This is a genomic window from Bradyrhizobium ivorense (assembly GCF_900696085.1).
Lineage (GTDB): Bacteria > Pseudomonadota > Alphaproteobacteria > Rhizobiales > Xanthobacteraceae > Bradyrhizobium > Bradyrhizobium ivorense.
This window is the reverse complement of record NZ_CAADFC020000004.1, coordinates 245,349-266,703: the sequence shown is the minus strand read 5'-3', so window position 1 is coordinate 266,703 and position 21,355 is coordinate 245,349. Positions and strand designations below refer to the sequence as shown.

Below are 21,355 nucleotides of genomic sequence, written 5' to 3'. Positions count from 1 at the left end.
CCCGACAAGAGGGGCGTTTCGCGAGCGTCACGGACGTGCGGCGGGATGCGATGGACGCTGGGCGGCGCGAGGACGATGCGCGGCCGTCGACGTACGGCGAAATCGTGTGGTTCGGGCGCCCAAGCGGCAGGTGCCCCGGCGCAAGGCGCGCAAGCGCGTTGCGCAGGCGGTGACAACAAAGCCTAGTCTCATCGGGAAGAGCACGTATAAGCCGTCAAACCATTGCGCAGGGAAGGCCGGATGTTTCCGGTTGAACCTGTGGTCCTACTCCCGTGCTTCCTTCGCACGGGACCCACGGGTGCAATCGGCACCCGGCCTTCCCTGCGCCCTCTCGTGTTTGCGGAGGGTGAGACGATCGCACAGCTCGGGCGCGTTGCGCCGCGAGGATGCGGACGCATATCTCTCCCCTCGCTGTTTGAAAATTGAATCAGGAACGGCACCGATGCGCGCTTGCTGTCGAGCCGTCACCCTGAGGTGCTCGCCTCTTAGCGAGCCTCGAAGGGTCGACGGGCACCAGCGGGGCCGATTCATCCTTCGAGGCTCGCAAGAGCTCGCACCTCAGGATGACGGGAGTGGAGGGGCTGCGTTGCGGCCAGAGAAACTGCCCGGCCTACTCCGCCGCCGCCTCCGCGCTCGGCTCGCCCTTCCACCGCAGAATCTCCGCCGCCAAAATCGGGTGATTGAATCCCTTCAGCACGAGGTCGTCGAGCGCGCGGCCCTCGACGTAGGGTTCGACCATGCCGTAGACTCTCCGGCTCACCACGATCTGGCCGGCCTTGGCTTCGCCGCAGAGGCGGGAGGCGAGGTTGGTGACGCTGCCGATCGCGGCGTATTCCAGCCGCTGCTCGAAGCCGACCTGGCCGAGCGTGGCGTAGCCGAGCGCAATCCCGATGCCGAACCCCAGGCTATGCCCGCGATTGCGCCACTTCTCGGTCAGGGCGCCAACGACATCGCGCATCTCCACCGCCATCTTCACCGCGCGCAGCGTGTGGCCTTCGAGCTGGATCGGCGCGTTGAACAGGATCATCACGCCGTCGCCGGCATAGCGGTCGAGCGTGCCCTCGTATTTGAAGATCAGCTTGCCGAGGGCGGCGTGATATTCACGCAGCACGTTCATCGCCTCTTCCGGCTCGGTCGCCTCGGTGAACGCCGTGAAGCCGCGCAGATCGCAGAACACCACCGTCACCTCGCGGCGGTGGCTGTCGAGCAGCCCCTCATGGCCGTCGGAGGAGGCGATCAGCTGCGCCACCTGCGGCGCCAGGAAACGCTCGAGCTTGCGGATGCGCTCGATCTCGCCGAGCTGGGTCTCGACCCGCGCCTCCAGCGACTTGTTCCAGTCCTTGAGCTGTTCGGTCTGCTCGCGCAGCTTGTCGGCCTGCTCGCGCACCGTAGTGTTGGCTTCCTCCAGCGCGTGGCTCTTCTGGTCCACCTCGGTGAACAGCCGCGCGTTGCGCATCGCCAGCACCGCCTGGTGCGCAAAGGTCTTCATCAGGCCGATCAGGCTGGCGGGGAAGTCGCCGGCCGCCTTGCGCAACACCACCAGCGCGCCGAGCACGCCCTGCTGATCGACCAGCGGCACCACCAGCACCGAGTGGAAGCCGGCGCCGACGACAATCTCGCGCAGCGGATGATCGGCGCTCGCTTCGAGGTCGGGGATCGCGAGCGGCTCGCCCTGCGCGGCGGCCTCGCCGAGCGGGCTGCCGCTGGCGTCGATGGCGCGGTGGCGGCCCTCGACCTCGCCGTCGATGCCGATCGATTGCGTCAGCGTAAAGCTGCGGCGCGCGGGCTCATAGCCGTAGATCAGCACGGCGTCGGCATGGGTGATCTCGAGCGCGCGGGCGGCGACCGTCGGCAGCACGGCGTTGAGGTCGAGCGAGGAGGCCACCGCGCGGCCGACCTCCTCCAGCACCTTCAGCTCGTTGACCGATTGCGCGAGGTCGCGCGTGCGCTCCTTCACCTTGGCCTCGAGGCCGGAATAGGTTTCGGCGAGCTGCGAGGCCATGCTGTTGAACTGGCCGGCGAGCTCTTCCAGCTCGTCCCTGGTCTTGACCTCGATGCGGTGGTCGAAATCGCCGGCGCCGAGCCGATGTGCGCCGGTGCGCAGCGCGGTGATCGGCACCAGCATGCGCCGCGCCAGTATAGTGCCGGCGATGATCGCGAGCACGAGGCCGAGCGCGATCAACAGCGCGATGCGCACCAGCTGGTCGCGGATCGGGGAAAGCGCCTGCGCGGTCGGCTGCTCGAAGAACACCAGCCAGCCGAGGTTCTGCATCGCGCTTGCCGTGGTCAGCACCGCGTGGCCGTCGCTGTCGGTGCCGGCGGTGGGCGCCCTGCCGCCCGCGGCCAGCGCGGCGGCGATCTGCGGCAGCGCGGAGAGGTCACGGCCGATCTCCGGGCCCTTCGACGAGGCCGCCAGCACGCGGCCCTTGGGATCGACGACATAGGCGGAGGCGAGGCGGCCGACCTGGGAATCGCCGAGGAATTCGCCGAGGAAGCGCAGGTCGATCTCGGCCACGGTGACGCCGGCATTGACGCCGGAATGCTGCTCGCCGATCGACATGAAGGGCCGCGCGTCGCGGAAATAGGCCGGCGCATAGGCGGTGCCGCGGCTCACCGTCTCGGTGAAGCGGACGTCGCGCGAGAAATCGGCGTTGGAGTTGACGCTGATGGTCTGGCGCGACAGCCGCAGCATCTCGCGCCCGCTGCCGCTCAGCAGCGTCAGCTGGCTCACCGCCGGCACCTGGCCGAGCAATTGCGCATAGTCGGCGCGGCGCAGCTCGATGGTGTTGGAGGAGGCGCGCGTCACCCAGGAGATCTGGCGCTCGAGATCGGCGATCGACTGCTCGATGCGCTTTGCCGTCGCGTCCGCCTTCTCGCCCATCGCATCGGTCAGCGAGCTCTTGATGGCGCGGTAGCTGATCCAGGTCTCCAGCGCGCCGTTCACCGCCAGCACGAATACGACAAGCCCGACCAGCGCGAGGACGTATTTGGCGAACAAGCCCCCGCGCAGGAACCAGCCCTTGGTCTCAGCCCCGGTCATCCAGCCTCGTCCGCCCCTTCAATTGCATCGGGTGCGCCGCACTATCGGGGCCTGTTTAGCATGGATCGGGGACGCGAGGCGGGCGCTGGGGCCGCATGGTTAGCCCGGGATGTCGGCGGGGCGATATCAGCGATTGAACAGCTGCCGCAGCACCTCGTTCATCGCCGGATTGTCCTGCTGCTGGCTGTCGGCCTGCGGCGGGCTGGCGGGCGGGGGCGGCGCGACCTGATCGGTGGTGGACGGGGGCTGGGCGAGGCTGCGGCTCGGACGCGACGCGCCGCCCTGGTTGAGCGTGGAGAGGCCCTGCTGCAGCAGGCTGCCGATGGTATTGCCGAGCTGCCCGCCGAGCGGATCGCCGGGGGGATTGCCTTGGCCGCCGGCGCTGCCCGGTTGCGTGGGGTTGCCGCCGCCCTGCGCGCCATTGAGCAGGTTGGTCAGCCCGCTCAGGCCTTGCGCGAGACCCTGGCCGTTCGGCCCGAACAGGCCCTGGCCCATCTGCTTGAGCCGGGCATAGGCCGCCTCGGGGTTATCGAGGATGCCCTGCATCTCCGGATAGATTTTCGGCGACACCCAGGGCCCCTCGAGCATCACGGGGATGCCGAAGCCGACCGGGTTGCCGGCGCGGCCCTGGCCCTCGGTGGTCAGCACCAGCTGCGGCTCGACGCGGAACCCGATCTGCCGGGTGTTGAGGTCGACGGTGCCGACCCCCGTCACCTTGACCAGCGGACCGATCAGATTGAGGTCGGTGGTGACGGCCTGGCCCTTGTCGAGCTTGAACGAGGCCGAGAGCTGCGACAGATCGGTCGACAACTCCTGGCCCTCCTGCCAGCCGGACAGCGTGCCGGAGGTCAGGTTGCGGATCATCTGCGCGACGTTGAGGCCGAGAATCTTGCCGTCCTGAAACACCGTGAACGCGGTGCCGCTCAGATTGCCGACGATGGCGCGTTCGCTGCTGCCTTGCGAGGCCAGCGTGATCTTCGCCTGCATCTTGCCGTCGAGCTTGTCGAACTCGGCAACGCTCTTCAGCACCGGCAGCGCGCGCACGCCGGCCAGATCGAGCCGCAGCGCGTAGCTCGGCGTAGCGGTGCGGGCGTCGACGCTGAGATCGCCGTTGGCGGTGCCCTCATAGGCGGCGAGATTGGCGAGCCGGCCCTTCAGCACGCCGCCATCGAGCGTCGTCTCGATCGCGGCCTGGGTGAAGCGGCCGTCGCCGATCAAAAGCTCCGGTGTCGAGATGCGCGCCTGCGCGTCGACATAATTGAGCCCGGTGAGATCGATCGTGGCGTTGCTCCAGCTGTTGGTGCCGAGCGGCTGCGCCGCGCCGGACTGGCCGGGCGCCACGATCGCAATGCGCTGGAAATCGAGATCGAGCTTCACCAGCGGCTTGTTGCTGGCGACGTCGATCGAGGCCCAGCCGGTGAAGCCGCCGTCGCCGAGCGTGCCGGAGACGCCGTTGAACATCACCACCGTGTCGTTCAGCTGCACCTCGGCATTGGCCTTGATCGCCGCCGGCAGCAGGCCCGGCGCATCGATGTTGAACTCCGCCGGCACGCTCTGCTGCGCGATCGGCAGAGCCGGCGCGGTGGCGCGGATCTCGAACTTCAGCGGCCTGTCGCCGGCGCGCGCATTGCCGGTGACGACGACCTTGCGGTCGTCGCCGATCGTCGCATCGCCATTCAGCGTCTCGATCCGGTTCTCGACCCGGTCGCGCACATTGGAGAGCACGATGCTGCCGCCGGTGACGCCGACATGCCGGATCGTGATGGCGGAGTTGGAGGCGGCGGACTTCGCCGGTCGATGATGATCGGGCGTGCGCTCGCGCTGCAGCGGCAGGTTGATCACGGGGCGGACGATCGAGAGATCCGTGATGTCGGGCTGGCCCGACCACAGGCTCGACAGCGTCATCTCGGCCTCGATGCTCGCAGCCGCAAACCGGTTGTTGACCTCGCGCTCGGCGGGATCCCCCAACACGACATCGTTCAGCGTGAGCGTGACGGCCGGCCACAGCCCGATCCTGGCGCCGCCTTTGATCGTGAGCTTGTAGCCGGTCTCGCGCTCGACCCGCTCGGTGATCGCCGTTGTGAGGAACCCGGACGGGATCCCGGTCACCGCGACCAGCGCGATGATCACGATCACGGCGGCGAGGGCGGCGCCGGCAAATTTCAATGCTCTCATCTCGTCGTTCCCGGCCGGGCAAGCGGCGTCAGAGCGGTCCGGCCACGGGCAAGGGTGGCCGATCGCGCGCGATTATCCCGCAAATGGGACCCTGCTCCAACGCCTGTAAAAATAATCAGCTCCTGGCATGAACTTATGTGATCTCAGACACACTTCCATGAGGGTGAATTTTGCTAACCGGCTAGCGGGGACCGCTCGGATTGATTTGGAAGGCACAACAAAATGAGCAAACAGGCCGAATTTGCGGTCATTCTGAAGATGAACCCGATGTTCGCGGACCTTGGCGCGGACGAATTGCAGCGGCTTTCGGGCCTCTGCCACACCCAGCAGCTCAACTCCGGCGAGGTGCTGTTCCAGAAAGGCGATCCCGGCGATGCGCTGTTCGGCGTCCGCCGCGGCCAGATCCGCATCGAAACCGGTGCCTCCGACGGCAGCCGGCTGACGCTGAACTTCATGGGGCCCGGCGATCTTTTCGGTGAGGTCGCGGTGCTCGATGGCCAGGACCGCACCGCGGATGCGGCTGCGGGCGAAGCCAGCGAACTGTTCGTGCTGCGGCGGGAAGATTTTCTCGGCTTCCTCGAGCGCGAGCCGAAGGTTGCGGTTAAGCTGATCGCGTTGCTGTGCCAGCGCATCCGCTGGCAGAGCGAACGGATGGAGGAATCCGTGCTGCAGCCGCTGCCGGTGCGGCTGGCGCGGCGGCTGTGCGCGCTGGCCGAGGATTTCGGTTCCGAGGTGCACATCTCGCAGGAACAGCTCGGCATCTTCGTCGGCGCCGCGCGCGAGAGCGTCAACCGGCAGCTGCAGAGCTGGCGAAGGGACGGCATTCTCGACCTGCAGCGCGGGCGCATCCTGCTGCACAACATGCCCAAGCTGACCGCGGTGGCGCGCAACGATTAGCCGCCCCGCCTGCAACGCGCGAGAAGATCGAGCTGTCTCGCGCGCATCGCTTGCGCATGTCCGCGCCGCGGCTGCCTAAAAGACTTGCTTGCGGGAACAGGCCGCGCTCGCTTTGATCGCGCGTGCCGGTTCTTGGGGTGAGCCCCAGCCTTGCTGGCCTCACGCCATCCACCTGCAAACCCCTGCGGTCTTTCCCGTTGACCGCAGGGGTTTTGCGTTGTGACGGTGCGTGTGAAGCACTGCGCGGGAACGGCCTCAATTCCGCGCGCAACAGGGGCGGATCTACCGCAGCACGATCTCCGGATCGGCCCATCGCAGATACTGCCGCGGCGCGGCGCCAAGTTCGCGCTTGAACATCGCAGCGAAGGCGCTCGGACTTTCATAGCCGACATCGAGGGCGACGCAGGTCACGGCCTCGCCGGCACCGAGCCGCGCCAGCGCCTCGAGAAGCCGCACGCGCTGACGCCAAGCCGAGAAGCTCTGTCCGGTCTCGCGCCGGAACAGACGCGTCAATGTCCGTCGGCTGAGCCGGCAGCGATCGGCCCATTCGTCCAGCGTGAGATCGGAACTCGGGTCGACCAGCACCGCCTCGCAGATCGCGGCGAGCCGCGGATCGGGCGGCATCTGCACATGGAGCGACACCTCGGGCATGCCGCCGATCTCGTCGAGCAGGAATTCGACCAGCCGGCCGTCGCGCCCATCCGGATCGTAGCGCGTCGGCATGCGCACCGCTTCGTCCATCAGCGCCTCAACCAGCGGGGAGACCTTGACCAGGCGGCAGGTTGCCGGTGCGTTCGTCACCTGATGCGGCGTGACATAGATCGTCTGGATTTCAACCTCGCCCCATGCGCGCGACTGGTGCACGACGCCGGCGGGAATCCACAGACCGTGGCCGGGCGGCACGACGAAATGGCCGCGCTCGGTCATCATCGAGGTGACGCCCGCCATCTGCAGGATGAACTGGTCGCGCCGATGCGCGTGACGCGCGCTCGTGCTCTCATTCGGATAGGTGGCCGCCATGGCCCCGACCGGCCGCTCCACCTGCTGCAGCTGCCCGGCATAGTGCGCCGCGGCCGCCGGACCGGATTGCTTGCTGCCGACGCGCACGCTGACGGCATCATGTCGTCGCGCTGCGACTTTCAACTGTCGTGAGCTCCTGATCCATCGCGTTTTTCGCAGGGTGCTCATGCATCTTCCGGGCCAGTTGGCCCAATCGCGATGGTCGCCGTCCCCGTTCAGGTAGCGCGGGGCAGACGGTTTGGCAACAATCGCCCAGCCCGCGACATTCGCCGAAATCGAATGTCTGACGCGCGCAGACGGAGAGGTCCGATGAACAGGCGCGAATTCACCATGGCCATGCTGGCCGCCGGCGCGGCGATCCCGTTCGGAATCACGCGGGCGGCGGGCCAGACCCGCGGTGGAACGCTCAATACGATCATCCAGCCCGAGCCGCCGATCCTGGTGACCGCATTCAACCAGCAGCAGCCGACGCTGACGCTCGGCGGCAAAATCTATGAGGGCCTGCTGAAATACGGCGCCGATCTCAAGCCGATGCCCGGGATGGCGCAGTCCTGGGAGATCGCGCCCGACGGCCTCACCTACACCTTCAAGCTGTTTCCCGGCATCACCTTTCACGACGGCACGCCGATGACCTCGGAGGACGTGGTGTTCAGCTGCATGAAGGTGCTGACGGAAACGCATCCGCGCGCGCGGCAGAATTTTGCGCGCGTCGCGTCGGCCGAAGCGCCTGATCCGCTTACCGTCGTGTTCAAATTGAAGCAGCCGTTCGCGCCCTTCATCGGCTGTTTCGACTGCACGTCGGCCCCGATCGTGCCGAAACACATCTATGAGGGCACCGACTATCGCAAGAACCCGATGAACGACAAGGCGATCGGCACCGGCCCCTTCAAGCTCAAGGAGTGGGTGCGCGGCTCGCATGTTCACCTCGTTCGCCACGACGGCTACTATCTGAAGGACCAGCCCTATCTCGACGAAATCGTCTACCGCGTGATCCCGGATGCAGCGTCGCGGGCGCTCGCGCTCGAAAACGGTACGGTCCAGCTCGTGCAGTGGTCCGACGTCGAATTCTTCGACGTGCAGCGCTTCAAGACACAGCAGAATCTCGAATTCACCACCAAGGGCTACGAGTATTTCGCTCCGCACCAATGGCTCGAGATGAACAACCGGGTCGCGCCAATGAACGACAAGCGGTTCCGGCAGGCGGTGATGCACCTGATCGATCGCGACGCGTTCAACAAGCGCGTCTATTTCGGCAACGCCAAGGTGGCGACCGGCCCGGTCTCGTCGAAGACGCGGTTCTACGATCCGAACGTGAAGCGTTACGAATTCTCGGTCGACAAGGCGAAGGCCCTGCTCGACGACATGGGGTTGAAGCCAGGCGCCAACGGCAAGCGGGCCGAGATCAAGTACCTCGTGCCGCCCTATGGCGAGGTCTATCAGCGCTCCGGTGAATTCTTCCGCCAGAGCTTTGCCCGCGCCGGCATCGACCTCGTGCTGGTCGGCACCGACATGGCCGGCTGGGCCGAGAAGGTCGGCAACTGGGACTACGAGATGACCCAGAACCTGCTCTACCAGCTCGGCGATCCTGCGCTCGGCGTCGCCCGCACCTACATTTCGTCGAACATCAAGAAGGGCATCCTGTTCTCGAATACCCAGGGCTATTCGAACCCCGAGGTCGACAAGCTGTTCGAGGAGGCCGCAGTTTCGCTCGATGACGCCAAGCGCCAGGAGCTCTATACCAAGGTGCAGCAGATCCTTGTCGAGGATGTACCGGTGGCCTGGACGCTCGAGATCGAATATCCGATCATCTACGACAAGGCGTTCAGGAACATCGTGACGACCGGCATCGGTTCGCACGAAACCTTCGGGTCGGTCTACAAATCGTGATCCGGCTCGGGAGCCTCGCCGCCGTCGGGCTGCAGGCGATCAGCCGCATCGCCCAGCTGGTCGCCGTGATCCTCGTCATTGCGACGTTCAATTTCGTGCTGGTGCGGGCCGCGCCCGGCGATCCGGCCCAGGTCATGGCCGGGCAATCGGGCGCCGCCGATCCAAAGCTGCTGAACGATCTGCGCAAGGAGTATGGCCTCGACAAGCCGTATCTCGTGCAGCTTGCCAGCCATCTCGGCCGTGTCATCAAGCTCGATCTCGGCTACTCCTATCGCCAGCGCAGGCCCGTCGTCGACCTCATCCTCGAGCGGCTCCCGGCGACGCTGCTGTTGACAGTGACGGCGTTCTGTCTGGCACTCCTGATCGGCACGACGCTCGGCGCATTGGCGGGGCTCGCGGCCGGCAGCGTGCTCGATACGGTCTTCACCGTGCTCTCGCTCGTGCTCTATGCGACGCCGGTGTTCTGGCTCGGCCTGATGCTGGTGCTGGTGTTCTCGGTCACGCTCGGCTGGCTGCCGCCGTTCGGCTACGAGACCATCAATGTCCAGCTCTCGCCGCTTCAACATGCGCTCGACATCATGAAGCACATGATCATGCCGGTCGTCTCGCTGGCGGCGATCTACCTGGCGATCTATGCCCGGCTGATGCGCTCCTCGATCATCGAGGTCGCCCAGCAGGATTTCATCAAGACCGCGCGCGCCAAGGGTTTGTCCGGCCCGCGCATCGTCGTCGGCCACATGCTGCGCAATGCGCTGGTACCGGTTGTCACCGTCGCCGGCATGCAGGCCGGTGCGCTGGTCGGCGGTGCCGTCGTCATCGAGACGGTGTTTGCGTGGCCCGGACTCGGCCGCCTCACCTTCGAGGCGCTGCTGCAGCGGGACTATCCCGTCCTGCTCGGGATCTTCCTGATCCTGTCGATCGTGGTGATCGCGCTCAATCTCCTGACCGACCTGGTCTACCGCCTGATCGATCCGCGCATGACCACGGGGGCGGCATGATGGACACGGTGCGCGCCTTCCTGCGCCATCCGAGCGGAATGATCGGGCTGGTGCTGCTGCTCGTCATCGTCATCGTCGCGATCATCGCGCCGAAGCTGTTTCCGGTCTCGCCCTGGGAGATGGTCGGCGCGCCGTTCACGCCGCCCGGCGAGGACGGCTTGTGGCTCGGCGGCGATACGCTCGGCCGCGACGTCGCGGCGGGCGTCGCCCACGGGGCCCGCGTCTCGCTGCTGATCGGCATCGCGTCCGCGCTCGCCGCGATGGCGATCGGCGTCGTCATCGGCGCGATGTCGGGCTATTTCGGCGGCAAGGTCGATCTGGTGCTGATGCGGATGACGGAACTGTTCCAGACCATTCCAGCCTTCGTGCTGGCGATCCTGCTGGTCGCGACCTTCAATCCGTCGCTGCTGACGATCATCCTGACGATCGGCGCCGTGAGCTGGCCGCCGCTGGCGCGGCTCACCCGCGCCGAATTCCTCCGCCTGCGGCATCGTGAATTCGTCGAGGCGGCGCTGTGCCAGGGCGAGCGCACCTGGCGCATCGTGCTTGGCCACATCCTGCCGAACGCGATCTCGCCGATCCTGGTGGTCACGTCACTGACGGTCGCGACCGCGATCCTGCTGGAAAGCGCGTTGTCCTTCATGGGACTCGGCGATCCCAATCTGATGTCCTGGGGATTCATGATCGGCGCGGGACGCACCGTGATCCGCAACGCCTGGTGGATGAGCGTGTTTCCCGGGCTCGCCATCCTGATCACCGTGCTGGCGATCAACCTGTTTGGCGAGGGACTGTCCGATGTCCTGAATCCGCGCGTCTTGAGGCGCCGGTCATGAGTGAAGCCGCGCAGATCGACACACCGGTGCTTGCGGTCGAGAGCCTTTCGATTGCGCTGCCCAAGGGCGGCGATCGCGAGCTCGCGGTCGAGAACGTCTCCTTCGCGATCAAGCGGAACGAGGTGGTCTGCCTGGTCGGGGAATCCGGTTCCGGCAAATCGATGATCGCCCACGCGGTGCTGTCGCTGCTGCCGCGGGGCGTCGGCATCGTGGCCGGCGCCGTGACGGTTGCGGAAGAGAATCCAGCGCAGCTCGACGGCCGTGGACTGCGGAGGCTGCGCGGCGGCAAGGCCGCGATGATTTTCCAGGAGCCGCTGTCCTCGCTCAATCCGCTCAAGCGCGTCGGCAAGCAGATCGAGGAGATGATTCTCGCCCACCAGCAGCCGGTGCCGTCGGCGGCCGAGGTCCAGGCGCGTGTCCAGACGCTGCTGACGCAGGTTGGCCTGCCGAATCCGCAACTGCTGGAACGAAGTTTTCCGTTCGAGCTTTCCGGCGGCCAGCGCCAGCGCGTGATGATCGCGATGGCGATGGCCAACCGGCCCGCGCTCCTGATTGCCGACGAGCCGACCACCGCGCTCGATGTCACGACCCAGCGCCAGATCCTGCGCCTGATCGGGGACCTCAGGCGCGAGCGCGGCATGGGCGTCCTGCTGATCACCCATGATTTCGGCGTCGTCGCCGACGTCGCCCACCGCGTCGTGGTGCTGCGCCACGGCAAGGTGGTCGAGCAGGGCCCCGCCAGCGAGGTGCTCCGCCATCCCAAGGCGGCCTACACCCGCGAACTGATCGATGCGGTGCCGAAGGCGCGTCTCGCCGACATTCATGGCACCATCGCCCGCCCCGAACCGCTGCTCGAGGTCGTCGGGTTGCAGAAGACTTTTCGGGTCAAGCGCGGCTGGCTGCAGCCGGCGCGCGAGGTGGTTGCCGCCGACGGCGTTTCGCTGACGCTGCACGAGTGCGAGACGCTTGCGGTGGTCGGCGAATCCGGCTCGGGCAAGTCGACGCTCGGGCGCATGATCATGCGGCTCACCGAGCCCGACGCCGGCGCCATCCGCTTTGGCGGCGCCGATCTCCGGCAGCTGCGCGGCGAAGCGCTGCGCCAGGCCCGGCGGCAGCTCCAGATCGTGTTCCAGGATCCGTTCGCGAGCCTCGATCCCCGCCAGAAGGTCGGCGACGCCATCGCGCGTGGACCGATGGCCTATGGCATGTCCCGCACCGACGCGATGGCGCTGGCGAAACGGCTGCTGGTGCGGGTCGGATTGTCTGAAACCACAGCGGATCGCTATCCGCACGAATTCTCCGGCGGCCAGCGCCAGCGCATCTGTATCGCGCGGGCGCTCGCGCTCAAGCCGCGAGTCCTGATCGCCGACGAGGCGGTGTCGGCGCTCGACGTCTCGGTGCAGGCGCAGGTGCTGGCGCTGCTGGCCGAACTGCGCCAGGAGATGCGCCTCGCCATGATCTTCATCACCCACGATCTGCGCATCGCCGCCGAGATCGCCGACCGCGTCATCGTCCTGCAGAAGGGACGCATCGTCGAGGAGGGCTCGACCGCCGAGGTTTTCACCGCGCCGCGCCAGGCCTATACTCGCGACCTGCTCGACGCGATCCCCGGCCGCGCGTTCTTCGATCAGCCCGGCTTCGCGGCCGGCAATGCATCCGAATTCGACGACCGCGTCCAGCGCGACGCGCTGAAGATGTAGACCGATAACACCAGGGAGGCGCGTTATGAACGAACATGTCGCGGGCGGCAGGCCGCCGGTCAGGTCGCAGGACGATCTGCGCACGCATTTCGGGCAAGTCAGCCCGCTGGCGGAGAAGAAGGTCCTCCACCATCTCGACAAGTTCTGCCGCGACTTCATCGCGCTGTCGCCATTCCTCGTCATCGCCTCCAGCGACGGCAAGGGTCATGCCGATGCCAGCCCGCGCGGCGACGCGCCGGGTTTCGTTGCCGTGATCGACGACAAGACGCTGCTGATCCCGGACCGCCGCGGCAACAACCGGGTCGATACGTTCGCCAACATCCTGGCCTCGCCGGGAATCGGCCTGATCTTCATGGTGCCCGGTATCAACGAGACGCTGCGCGTCAACGGGCGGGCCGAAATCTCGCAGGAGGCGGATCTGCTGACGCCGCTGACGGTGCAGAACGTCACGCCGGTCATCGGCCTCAAGGTGCATGTCGATGAAATCTACTTCCATTGCGGCAAGGCGCTGATGCGCTCGAAGCTATGGAATCCTGCCTCGCAGGTCGAGCGCAGCAGCTTTCCGACGCTTGGCCGGATCATCGCCGAACAGACCGCCGCGATCGAGGTCGAAGTCGCCGAGAAGGCGATGGAAGAGGCCTATCGCACCAGGCTGTACTGAGCTTGGTCCCGCGAATTCATCGCTGAATACCTGGGAGCTGCGCCGCTCTGCGCAGCCCGGGTGATCGCGTGCATGTCCGGCTCACTCCGCCGCAGGTGACATTGTCGACGGCGGGCCCTTGGCCGATGGCCGGCCATGCTGTTCGTTCGGCGTCAGCTCGTGGTCGGCGTGCGAGACCACGAGGCGCCTGCCGAAGCGCCAGAACAGATTGCCGATGTCGTCCATCACCATGAACATTGCCGGCACGAACACCAGCGACAGCACCGTCGAGAACAAGAGGCCGCCGATCACCGCGAGCGCCATCGGCGAGCGGAATTCGCCGCCCGCGCCGAACGCGAGCGCCGACGGCATCATGCCCGCGACCATCGCGATCGTGGTCATCACGATCGGACGCGCCCGCTTCATGCCGGCGTCGATCATCGCGTCCTCGCGGGTCTTGCCGTCGCGGATCGCCTCGATCGCGAACTCCACCAGCATGATGGCGTTCTTGGTGACGATGCCCATCAGCATCAGGATGCCGATCCACACCGGCGTGGTGAGCTGCTTGCCGGTGAGCAGCAGCGCGCCGATCGCGCCGCCGATCGATAGCGGCAGCGAGAACAGGATGGTGATCGGCTGCAGGAAGGTGCCGAACAGCAGCACCAGCACCGCATAGACCATCATCAGGCCGGCGGTGATCGCGGTGGCAAAGCCGTCCGACAGTTCGGCAAGGCTTTCGGCATCGCCGGACGGTGAGACCTTGACGCCCTTGGGCAGGCTCTTCATCACCGGCAGGTCGTAGATCAGCTTGGTGGCGTCGCCGAGCGCGGCGGTGCCGACGAGGTCGGCGGCGACGGTGGCCTGCCGCTCGCGGTCGTAGCGGTTGATGCTGGTCGGTCCCTGGTCGAGCTGGATGTCGGCGACGACGGAGAGCGGCACGCCGCCGCGTTCGCCGCGCTGGCCGAGCGGCACCCGCAACTGCTCCAGCATCTGCAGGTCGCTGCGCGCGCTGTCCTCGAGCTGGACCCGGATCGGCACCTGGCGGTCGCCGGCGTCGAACTTCGCCAGCGCCGGGCCGACGTCGCCGATGGTGGCGACGCGAATGGTCTGCGACAGGCTCTCGGTGGAGACGCCGAGCCTTGCGGCAAGCTCGGCGCGCGGGCGGATACGCAGCTCGGGCCGGTCGAGCGCGGTTTCCGAGATCACGTTGGCGATGATCGGGATCCGCTTCATCTGCGTCGCCAGTTCGCTGGCGACGTTGTTGACGATGTTGCTGTCGGTGCCGGTGACCACCAGCGAGATCGCGCGCAGGCCGTTCTCGTCGAGGAACCAGTAGCGGATGTCGGGAACGTTCTCGAGCTCCTTGCTGATCGAGAGCTCGAGTGCGCGCTGGGTGATCTTGCGGTCGGCCTTCGGCGTGTAGTTGATGATCAGCGCGGCGCGGCGGACCTCCTGGGTGCCCGGCGGCACGCGGCCGCCGTCGACGAACACGCTCTTCACCTCGGGCCGCTTGCGCAGCCGCGCCACGATCTCCTCGGTGACCTTCTCGGTATAGGCAAGCTGCGAGCCGGGCGGCAGCTCCATCGCCAGCAGCGAGCGCGCGGTGTCCTGCGCCGGCAGGAAGCCTTGCGGCAGCAGCGTGATGCTCCAGATCGACGCGGCGAACACCGCAAAGCCGATCAGCACGGTGACGTAGTGGTGCTTCACTGACCAGGTGACGAGGCTGTGATAACCGCGCAGGATGCGGCCGGGCGGCGGATCGTCGTGGTCATGGTGCTTGAGGAAATACGCCGCGAGCACCGGCGTCACGAAGCGCGCGGCGAGCAGCGAGAAGAACACCTGCACCGACACGGTGATGCCGAATTGCTTGAAGAACTGGCCGGCGATACCGGACATGAAGCTCGCCGGCGCGAAGATCGCAATGATGGTGAGCGAGATCGCGATCACCGCGAGGCCGATCTCGTCGGCAGCCTCGAGCGCGGCACGGTAGGGCGTCTTGCCCATCCGCATGTGGCGGACGATGTTCTCGATCTCGACGATGGCGTCGTCGACCAGGATGCCGGTCGACAGCGTGATGGCGAGGAAGGAGACCAGGTTGAGCGAGAAGCCGAGCAGGTCCATCGCCCAGAACGCCGGGAAGATCGACAGCGGCAGCGACACGGCAGCGATGATCGTCGCCCTGATGTCGCGCAGGAACAACAGCACGATGATGACGGCGAGGATCGCGCCCTCGAACAGGGTGGAGATCGCCGCCTCGTAATTGCCCTTGGTGAACTCGACCGAGGTGTCGATCAGCTTGAGGTCGACGTCGGGATAGGCCGCCTTCAGCGCCTCGATCCGCTTCTGCACTGCGGCTGCGACCACCACGTCGCTGGCGCCCTTGGAGCGCTTGATGCCGAGCGCCACCACCGGCTCGCCGTTGAAGCGGGCGAAGGTGCGGCGGTCGGCGATGGTGTCGGTGACGGTGCCGAGATCGTCGAGCCGGACCTCGCCGCCGCCGAACAGCGGGATCATGGTGCCTGCGAGCTCGTTCAGCGTCTTGGCGCCGGCCAGCGTGCGGATCGCCTGTTCGTTCTTGCCGATCCCGGCGCGGCCGCCGGCGACGTCGACATTGGTGCCGCGCAGGATCTGGCTGACATTGACCGCGGTGAGCCCCATCGCTTGCAGTTTGTCGGGATCGAGCGAGACGAGGATCTCGCGCTCGACACCGCCGATGCGCTCGACCTGGGCGACGCCGCGCACGCCCTGCAGCGCGCGCTTGACCACGTCGTCGACGAAATAGGACAGCTGCTCCGGCGTCTTGCCGGGCGAGATCGCGGCATAGGTCACGATCGGCAGGCCGATCACGTCGACGCGCTGGATCAAGGGCTCGGTGACGTTCTGCGGCAGGTTGGCGCGCACCCGGGTCACGGCGTCCTTGACGTCGTTGAGAGCGCGGTCGGTGTTGGTCTCCAGCGCGAACTGGATGGTGGTGACCGAAAGGCCGTCGGTGATCGAGGACGAGATATGGCGCACGCCCTCGACGCCGGAGACGCCGTCCTCGATGGTCTTGGTGACCTGCGATTCAAGTTCCGACGGCGCGGCGCCGAACTGCGAGACCGCGACCGAGATCACCGGGATGTCGGCGCTCGGCAGCCGCGTCACCGCGAGCTTGGTGAAGGAGACCCAGCCCAGCACCAGCAGGATGATCGAGAAGACGATCGAGGGAAGCGGGTTCCGGATCGACCATGCCGAAATGTTCAAAGCCATTGGTGTTTCCGATTACCGTGACCGAGTGCGATCGAGTTCGTCGGCGAACATGGTCCTGATCTGGTCGCCGTCATGCAGCGAGGTGCCAGCGTCGGCCACGACGATTTCGCCGACGTCGAGGCCTTCCAGGATTTCGGTCGAGGTGTCCGAGGTCAGCCCGACGCGGACACGGCGGGTCTCGACCGTGTTGCCCTTCACGACCTGCAGGGTCAGGCGGTCGATCGCGGTGCGCGGCACCGCGACGCCGCAGGAGCGCTTGGCGTCGATATTGGCGCGCGCGAACATCCCGACCTTGAGCGTCGGATTGTTGTTCAGCGAGATGCGGACGTGGCCGAGCTGCGTGGTGCGGTCGATCTGCGGCGAGATCTGGCGTACCTTGCCGACCATGTCGGGTGCATCATCGCGGCTGATCCGCACCGTGGCGCCGGGATTGAGTTTTAAAAGCTGGAAGCCCGGCACCTCGGCGTCGAGCTCGATCTCGTTGCCGATCGAGATCTTGAACATCGGGGGCGCCTGCGGGGAGGCCGGCGCGCCGGCTGCGGTGCGCACCTCGGTGACGAGGCCGGCCGCCGGCGCGCGCAGCGAAATCGGCTTGGCGTTACCCTGGGCGGCCTGCTGCGGCGGCGGCGTGAGCCGCGCCAGTTCCTGGTTCTCGGTGACGGTGTCGCCCTCGCGGACCAGCACGTCGGTAACCTTGGAGCCTTCCTGGTCGACGTTCACCTGCGCCTCGCGCCGCGGCACGATGAAGCCGGTGACGCGGACCATGTCGGAGAAGCAGGCATTGGTCGACTTCGTCACCACGACCAGCGCCTGGCCCGGCGTGTCCTTCTCTTCCGGATGGGAGCGGTGCTCGAACGCGTAATAGGCGACCGCGACGGCGACAAAGACGACGGTTCCAAGCGCGGGCTTGAGGTACTGGGAGAAATTCATCGCCACATCAATCCAGAACTTGAATCCAGAACGCTAATCCCGAACCGTGGCGCGCCATGAGCGCCCGTCGAAGGCTCATCCCGCTCGCCACCTTGTTGCTTTGAGCATGTGGACGCCGGGTGCCATTGTTCCGGATCATGCTCTGTCGTCATGTGCGGCGGGTCACCAGGAATTGCCTCCGGGCTCGGCCCAAAAGCAAATGCGCCCCGCCGGGGTGCGGGACGCATTGTAACCTCAAAAACGCGGCATGCCATGGCCCATCGCTTGCCATCATTTGGCGGCGGTGGCCTTGTTTTCCATGTTCACGACCTGCACGCGGCGGTTGACCTCCGCCAGCGGCTGGGCCGGGTCCTTCAGCTTGCTCTTGCCATAGCCGACGGTGACGAGATCGGTGCCGTTGATGCCGTATTTGTCGACCAGATAGCGCTTGATGGCGTCGGCGCGGCGCTCGGAAAGACCCTGATTGTATTCCTCGCCGCCGGCGGCATCGGTGTGGCCGGCGACCACGAAGGTCGAGCCCTGCAAATCGGGGTTGGTCAGGGCGCGGCCGAGCGCCTGCACCGAGGGCAGCGATTTCGCGCTGATATCGGCGGAGTTGTAGTCGAAGTTGATCTCGAGATCGATCTTCGGCTTGTCCTTGACGATGGTCGCGATCTCCTCGCGTTCGGCCGAGGACAGCGAGCGGGTGGCGCGGCCGCGGACGCTCTGCACGAATTTGGCCTGGTCGGCGTTCAGTCCGGGCGAGGTCTGCGGGCCGACGGAGAGGCCGCGGGTCAGTGGCGGCTTCTTCTCGGGCGTCAGTGCCCTGAGGATCTGATCCTCGGTGACGTTGTCGCCGGCGCGGGCCGCCGCCATGCCAAGCGACAGCGCGGCGCCGATGGTCACGATCGAAAGGATGGCGGCTTTTCCGGACGGCTTGAACATGTCGGCCCCTTCTGCGCGCGGTCGGCGCGGTTCCAAATCACGCTGAAATCGATGGCCGGCTATGGGCTCCGGCAAGCACCCTCTGCTGCTTAGTCGCCGGATTCCGCCCGTGGTTCGAGGCCGACGCGGGCAGGCTGCAATCCCCGTCACTGGACGCCGTAATCGGCGAACTCCTTGACGATGTTCGGGTCCATCGCCTTGGCGTTGGCAATGTCGAGATCGCCTTCCGCGACCGAGCCGTTGCGCTTCTTGGCGAGGCCGCGTCCGTATAGCGAGGACGTCAGCCGCGGGTTGATCTTCAGCGCGGCGTCGAAATCGGCGATGGCGTTCTTGTTCTGCCCGCTCTTCAGGTTCATCAGCCCGCGGCTGTCGAGCGCGTCGACGAAGTTCGGGCGCAGCCGCAGCGCCTCGTTGCAGTCCTTCAGCGCCGCCTGCAGGTCGCCGATCACGGTGCGGACCCAGCAGCGGTTGTTATAGGCCTCGACATCCTTCGGGTTCAGCCGCAGCGAATTGGTGAAGTCCTTGACCGCGAGATCGTAGGCGCCCTTGCTGGCAAAGACCTGGCCGCGGCGATACAGCGCAGCCGCATCGTCAGGGTTCTTGTCCAGTTTCTCGTTCAGGCTCTTGATGGTCGGATCGTCGGCCAGCACGGGTGAATTGCTCGGCGCCGGCGTTGGTGTCGGCTGGATCACCACCGGCGGGGGAGCCGCGGGTGGCGGCAGGACGACCTCGGGCGGCTTCGGCGGCGGCGAGGCGGGCGCTGGCGTAGCGGGTGGCGTCGTTGCGGGCGCTGCCGCAACCGGCGGCGGGGTCGGCGCGGCCGCCGGCGGCGGTGTGGTTGCCGGAGGCGGCGCCGGCGGAGGCGAAACCGGCGGTGCCGCCGCCACCTCGGGCGAGGGCGATGCGGCCGGCGCGGGAGCCGTGCCCGGCGGCTTTGCCGCGCCGGCGGGGATGAAGGAGAAATCCTCGGCCAGCGACGATGAGATCCACGGCACCTGCTCCTGGCGCGAGGCCCGCGTGACGCCGACCCGGGTGCGGTTCAGCGTCTCCTCGGCCATCAAATCGGGGGTGCGGATTTCCTTCAGGAGTTCCCGAACGAACAGGCTGTGATCGCTGCCATTGTCCGAGACCACCGACGACAGCGCGGCCGAGTACATCACCAGCGTACCGTTCGGCGCGATGACCGGGGCGAGGCCGGCCGAGAAGCTGCGGAACCGGCGCTCGAACGGGTTACGCCTGGAGGCGTCGACCAGGGCGATCTTGACCCCGGCGCCGCGGCTGTTGATCTCGCCAAGCGCGGTCTCGAGGCTGAAGCCGTCGCGGCGAACATCGGCCTCGGCCCAGATCTGGGCGTCGACCGGGATCATGTAGCTCTGCCGGTTCGACTGGATGCCGTAGCCGGAGAAAAAGATCAGCGCGACCGAGCCCGGCTTGATCTTGCTGTAGAGCCGGTCGAAGGCGCGGCGCATGCCGTCGCCGGTCAGGTTCTCGCCGACCTCGACGGCGAAGCCATCGCGCTTCAGCTCGTCGGCGACATCGCGCGCGTCGTTGATCGGCTCCTTCAGCGGCGCATCGGCGTCCGGATATTTGGCGTTGCCGATCACCAGCGCGAAACGCTCGCCGGTCGCGAAGGAGGGCGCGGGCGACGCGATCGAAAAAATCAGCGTGGCGAGCAATGCGAGGCAGATTTTCATGATCGCGGCAATCCAGATCGCGGCATTCCAAATGAAATGGCGCCGGTATCAGCTTGCGCCGCGGCGACCTTACTCTAGCGAAAACCCATTATCAAACCGCCGCAAAACCGCGTCAACGGCCTGTGGCACCACTGCAAATTGCAACGACTGGCGCGAGGCAGCGGTGCAACAGTTGCGCGCGTGGCGCCCGTCATGATGCACCTTCCGGCAGGCCGATCATGTGACCGCTTTAAAATGCCGAAAAACAACCCCATGCAAAGTAGCCCGCGGCTGCCGGCGTTCACACGGCGACTTGACACGTCGGGCAACTCACCGGTATTCTTCCATTATTCCGAAACCGTGCGAGCGCCTCTCGCCCAAGGCCCGGGCATGACGAGCCATCGGGCGCGGCCGCTAGCCATATGCGACAGCCTGCCCTGTCATGCGTGCGTCACAGGTCCCCATGGTTTGACCTTTGGGCGCGGCGATGGCTTTGTGTGCAGGACGGCAAGCCATTCAAAAGCCCCTGCAAAAAAGAGCAAAACCAATGGGAAACGCCTACGAGATCTACGCCCTGCGCTATGCGACGATGTCGCCGCGCACGCCGCACCTCAATTTCCTGGTGCCCGATCCGCACGACACCACGGCACAGGACCTGGATTATTTCGTCTGGCTGGTCCGCGGCCACGGCCGCGACATTTTGGTCGACACCGGCTTCAACGCCGAGGAGGCCAAGGCGCGCGCCCGCAAGCTGACGCTCAACCCGGTCGATGCGCTGGCCGGCTTCGGCGTCAGTGCCGACGCGATCCGCGACGTCATCGTCACCCACCTGCACTATGACCATGCCGGCAATCTCGACCGCTTCCCGAATGCACGCTTCCATCTGCAGGAACGCGAGATGAGCTACGCGACCGGCCGCTGCATGTGTAACGGCATGCTGCGCCATCCATTTTCGGTCGAGCACGTCACCCAGATGGTGCGCCATGTCTACGGCGAGCGCGTCACCTTCCATTCCGGCGATGGCGAGGTCGCGCCCGGCGTCACCGTGCATCGGGTCGGCGGCCACTCCGACGGCCTGCAGGTGGTGCGGGTCGAGACCGCGCGCGGCCCGGTCGTGCTGGCCTCCGACGCCGCGCATTATTACGCGAACCTGCACAAGCGCAGCCCGTTTCCGATCGTCTACAATGTCGGCGACATGGCGCAGGGCTGGGAGACCGTCGAGCGGCTCGCCGGCCATCCGGACCGCTTCATCCCCGGCCACGATCCGATCGTCAGCGAGATCTATCCGCGCGCCAGCGACAAGGTCGATGCGTTCGCGCTGCACCTGGCGCCGTCGCGCTCGTTTGCGAAATAGCGGCGCCGATCCGTCAAGAAACGTCAAGAAGAAGA

Annotated in this window: 14 protein-coding genes; 7 read left to right on the top strand and 7 right to left on the bottom strand. The window is 66.5% G+C overall.

The window, feature by feature from the left end:
- Positions 1 to 610 precede the first annotated feature (610 nt).
- Together CI41S_RS02075 and CI41S_RS02070 are read right to left on the bottom strand one after the other, a co-directional pair.
- A complete protein-coding gene (locus CI41S_RS02075) occupies positions 611 to 3,040 on the bottom strand; it encodes an adenylate/guanylate cyclase domain-containing protein (RefSeq protein WP_139857198.1) in 2,430 nt (809 codons plus the stop codon).
- A gap of 126 nt (positions 3,041 to 3,166) precedes the next feature.
- A complete protein-coding gene (locus tag CI41S_RS02070) occupies positions 3,167 to 5,215 on the bottom strand; it encodes an AsmA family protein (RefSeq protein WP_139857197.1) in 2,049 nt (682 codons plus the stop codon).
- Between the two features lie 222 nt (positions 5,216 to 5,437).
- Here CI41S_RS02070 and CI41S_RS02065 point away from each other — a divergent pair, with 222 nt between their 5' ends.
- Complete coding sequence (locus tag CI41S_RS02065) at positions 5,438 to 6,112, top strand: Crp/Fnr family transcriptional regulator (RefSeq protein WP_139479905.1); 675 nt, start codon at positions 5,438 to 5,440, stop codon at positions 6,110 to 6,112.
- A gap of 282 nt (positions 6,113 to 6,394) precedes the next feature.
- Here the strand turns inward: CI41S_RS02065 and CI41S_RS02060 are convergent, their stop codons facing one another.
- Positions 6,395 to 7,255, bottom strand: a complete 861-nt coding sequence (locus CI41S_RS02060; protein ID WP_139857196.1) for an AraC family transcriptional regulator — start codon at positions 7,253 to 7,255, stop codon at positions 6,395 to 6,397.
- 186 nt (positions 7,256 to 7,441) lie between these two features.
- Between CI41S_RS02060 and CI41S_RS02055 the strand changes: the two genes are divergently transcribed.
- Genes CI41S_RS02055 through CI41S_RS02035 form a run of 5 tightly spaced genes read left to right on the top strand, consistent with a single transcriptional unit; the run spans position 7,442 to position 13,211 of the window.
- Positions 7,442 to 9,019 (top strand): ABC transporter substrate-binding protein, encoded by a 1,578-nt coding sequence (locus CI41S_RS02055; protein WP_139857195.1) that lies wholly within the window; start codon positions 7,442 to 7,444, stop codon positions 9,017 to 9,019.
- Positions 9,016 to 10,017: an ABC transporter permease gene (locus CI41S_RS02050; protein WP_139857194.1), complete on the top strand. Its 1,002-nt coding sequence runs from the start codon at positions 9,016 to 9,018 to the stop codon at positions 10,015 to 10,017. Before CI41S_RS02055 ends, CI41S_RS02050 begins: the two co-directional genes overlap by 4 nt.
- Positions 10,017 to 10,850 (top strand): ABC transporter permease, encoded by an 834-nt coding sequence (locus CI41S_RS02045; RefSeq protein ID WP_139858533.1) that lies wholly within the window; start codon positions 10,017 to 10,019, stop codon positions 10,848 to 10,850. The genes CI41S_RS02050 and CI41S_RS02045 overlap by 1 nt, the downstream gene beginning before the upstream one ends.
- Positions 10,847 to 12,550, top strand: a complete 1,704-nt coding sequence (locus tag CI41S_RS02040) for a dipeptide ABC transporter ATP-binding protein (protein ID WP_139857193.1) — start codon at positions 10,847 to 10,849, stop codon at positions 12,548 to 12,550. The genes CI41S_RS02045 and CI41S_RS02040 overlap by 4 nt, the downstream gene beginning before the upstream one ends.
- Before the next feature lie 25 nt (positions 12,551 to 12,575).
- Positions 12,576 to 13,211 (top strand): pyridoxamine 5'-phosphate oxidase family protein, encoded by a 636-nt coding sequence (locus tag CI41S_RS02035; protein WP_139479900.1) that lies wholly within the window; start codon positions 12,576 to 12,578, stop codon positions 13,209 to 13,211.
- 81 nt (positions 13,212 to 13,292) lie between these two features.
- Here CI41S_RS02035 and CI41S_RS02030 read toward each other — a convergent pair whose 3' ends face one another.
- The 4 genes from CI41S_RS02030 to CI41S_RS02015 all read right to left on the bottom strand — a co-directional run bounded on the left by CI41S_RS02030 (position 13,293) and on the right by CI41S_RS02015 (position 19,987).
- The gene (locus tag CI41S_RS02030) at positions 13,293 to 16,439 is read right to left on the bottom strand and encodes an efflux RND transporter permease subunit (RefSeq protein WP_139479899.1); all 3,147 of its coding nucleotides are present in this window, start codon (positions 16,437 to 16,439) and stop codon (positions 13,293 to 13,295) included.
- 12 nt (positions 16,440 to 16,451) lie between these two features.
- Positions 16,452 to 17,369: an efflux RND transporter periplasmic adaptor subunit gene (locus CI41S_RS02025; protein ID WP_139857192.1), complete on the bottom strand. Its 918-nt coding sequence runs from the start codon at positions 17,367 to 17,369 to the stop codon at positions 16,452 to 16,454.
- A 270-nt stretch (positions 17,370 to 17,639) separates the two neighbouring features.
- Positions 17,640 to 18,293, bottom strand: a complete 654-nt coding sequence (locus tag CI41S_RS02020; protein ID WP_139857191.1) for an OmpA family protein — start codon at positions 18,291 to 18,293, stop codon at positions 17,640 to 17,642.
- A 146-nt stretch (positions 18,294 to 18,439) separates the two neighbouring features.
- Positions 18,440 to 19,987, bottom strand: coding sequence for a caspase family protein (locus tag CI41S_RS02015; RefSeq protein ID WP_139479896.1), 1,548 nt, complete (start codon positions 19,985 to 19,987; stop codon positions 18,440 to 18,442).
- Between the two features lie 526 nt (positions 19,988 to 20,513).
- Between CI41S_RS02015 and CI41S_RS02010 the strand changes: the two genes are divergently transcribed.
- Positions 20,514 to 21,320 (top strand): N-acyl homoserine lactonase family protein, encoded by an 807-nt coding sequence (locus CI41S_RS02010; RefSeq protein ID WP_139479895.1) that lies wholly within the window; start codon positions 20,514 to 20,516, stop codon positions 21,318 to 21,320.
- Positions 21,321 to 21,355 lie beyond the last annotated feature (35 nt).

Bases quoted from the DNA above. Each gene is read 5' to 3' on its own strand.
- CI41S_RS02075 (WP_139857198.1), bottom strand. From the start codon at position 3,040: ATGACCGGGGCTGAGACCAAGGGCTGGTTCCTGCGCGGGGGCTTGTTC.
- CI41S_RS02070 (WP_139857197.1), bottom strand. From the start codon at position 5,215: ATGAGAGCATTGAAATTTGCCGGCGCCGCCCTCGCCGCCGTGATCGTG.
- CI41S_RS02065 (WP_139479905.1), top strand. From the start codon at position 5,438: ATGAGCAAACAGGCCGAATTTGCGGTCATTCTGAAGATGAACCCGATG.
- CI41S_RS02055 (WP_139857195.1), top strand. From the start codon at position 7,442: ATGAACAGGCGCGAATTCACCATGGCCATGCTGGCCGCCGGCGCGGCG.
- CI41S_RS02045 (WP_139858533.1), top strand. From the start codon at position 10,017: ATGGACACGGTGCGCGCCTTCCTGCGCCATCCGAGCGGAATGATCGGG.
- CI41S_RS02040 (WP_139857193.1), top strand. From the start codon at position 10,847: ATGAGTGAAGCCGCGCAGATCGACACACCGGTGCTTGCGGTCGAGAGC.
- CI41S_RS02035 (WP_139479900.1), top strand. From the start codon at position 12,576: ATGAACGAACATGTCGCGGGCGGCAGGCCGCCGGTCAGGTCGCAGGAC.
- CI41S_RS02030 (WP_139479899.1), bottom strand. From the start codon at position 16,439: ATGGCTTTGAACATTTCGGCATGGTCGATCCGGAACCCGCTTCCCTCG.
- CI41S_RS02025 (WP_139857192.1), bottom strand. From the start codon at position 17,369: ATGAATTTCTCCCAGTACCTCAAGCCCGCGCTTGGAACCGTCGTCTTT.
- CI41S_RS02020 (WP_139857191.1), bottom strand. From the start codon at position 18,293: ATGTTCAAGCCGTCCGGAAAAGCCGCCATCCTTTCGATCGTGACCATC.
- CI41S_RS02015 (WP_139479896.1), bottom strand. From the start codon at position 19,987: ATGAAAATCTGCCTCGCATTGCTCGCCACGCTGATTTTTTCGATCGCG.
- CI41S_RS02010 (WP_139479895.1), top strand. From the start codon at position 20,514: ATGGGAAACGCCTACGAGATCTACGCCCTGCGCTATGCGACGATGTCG.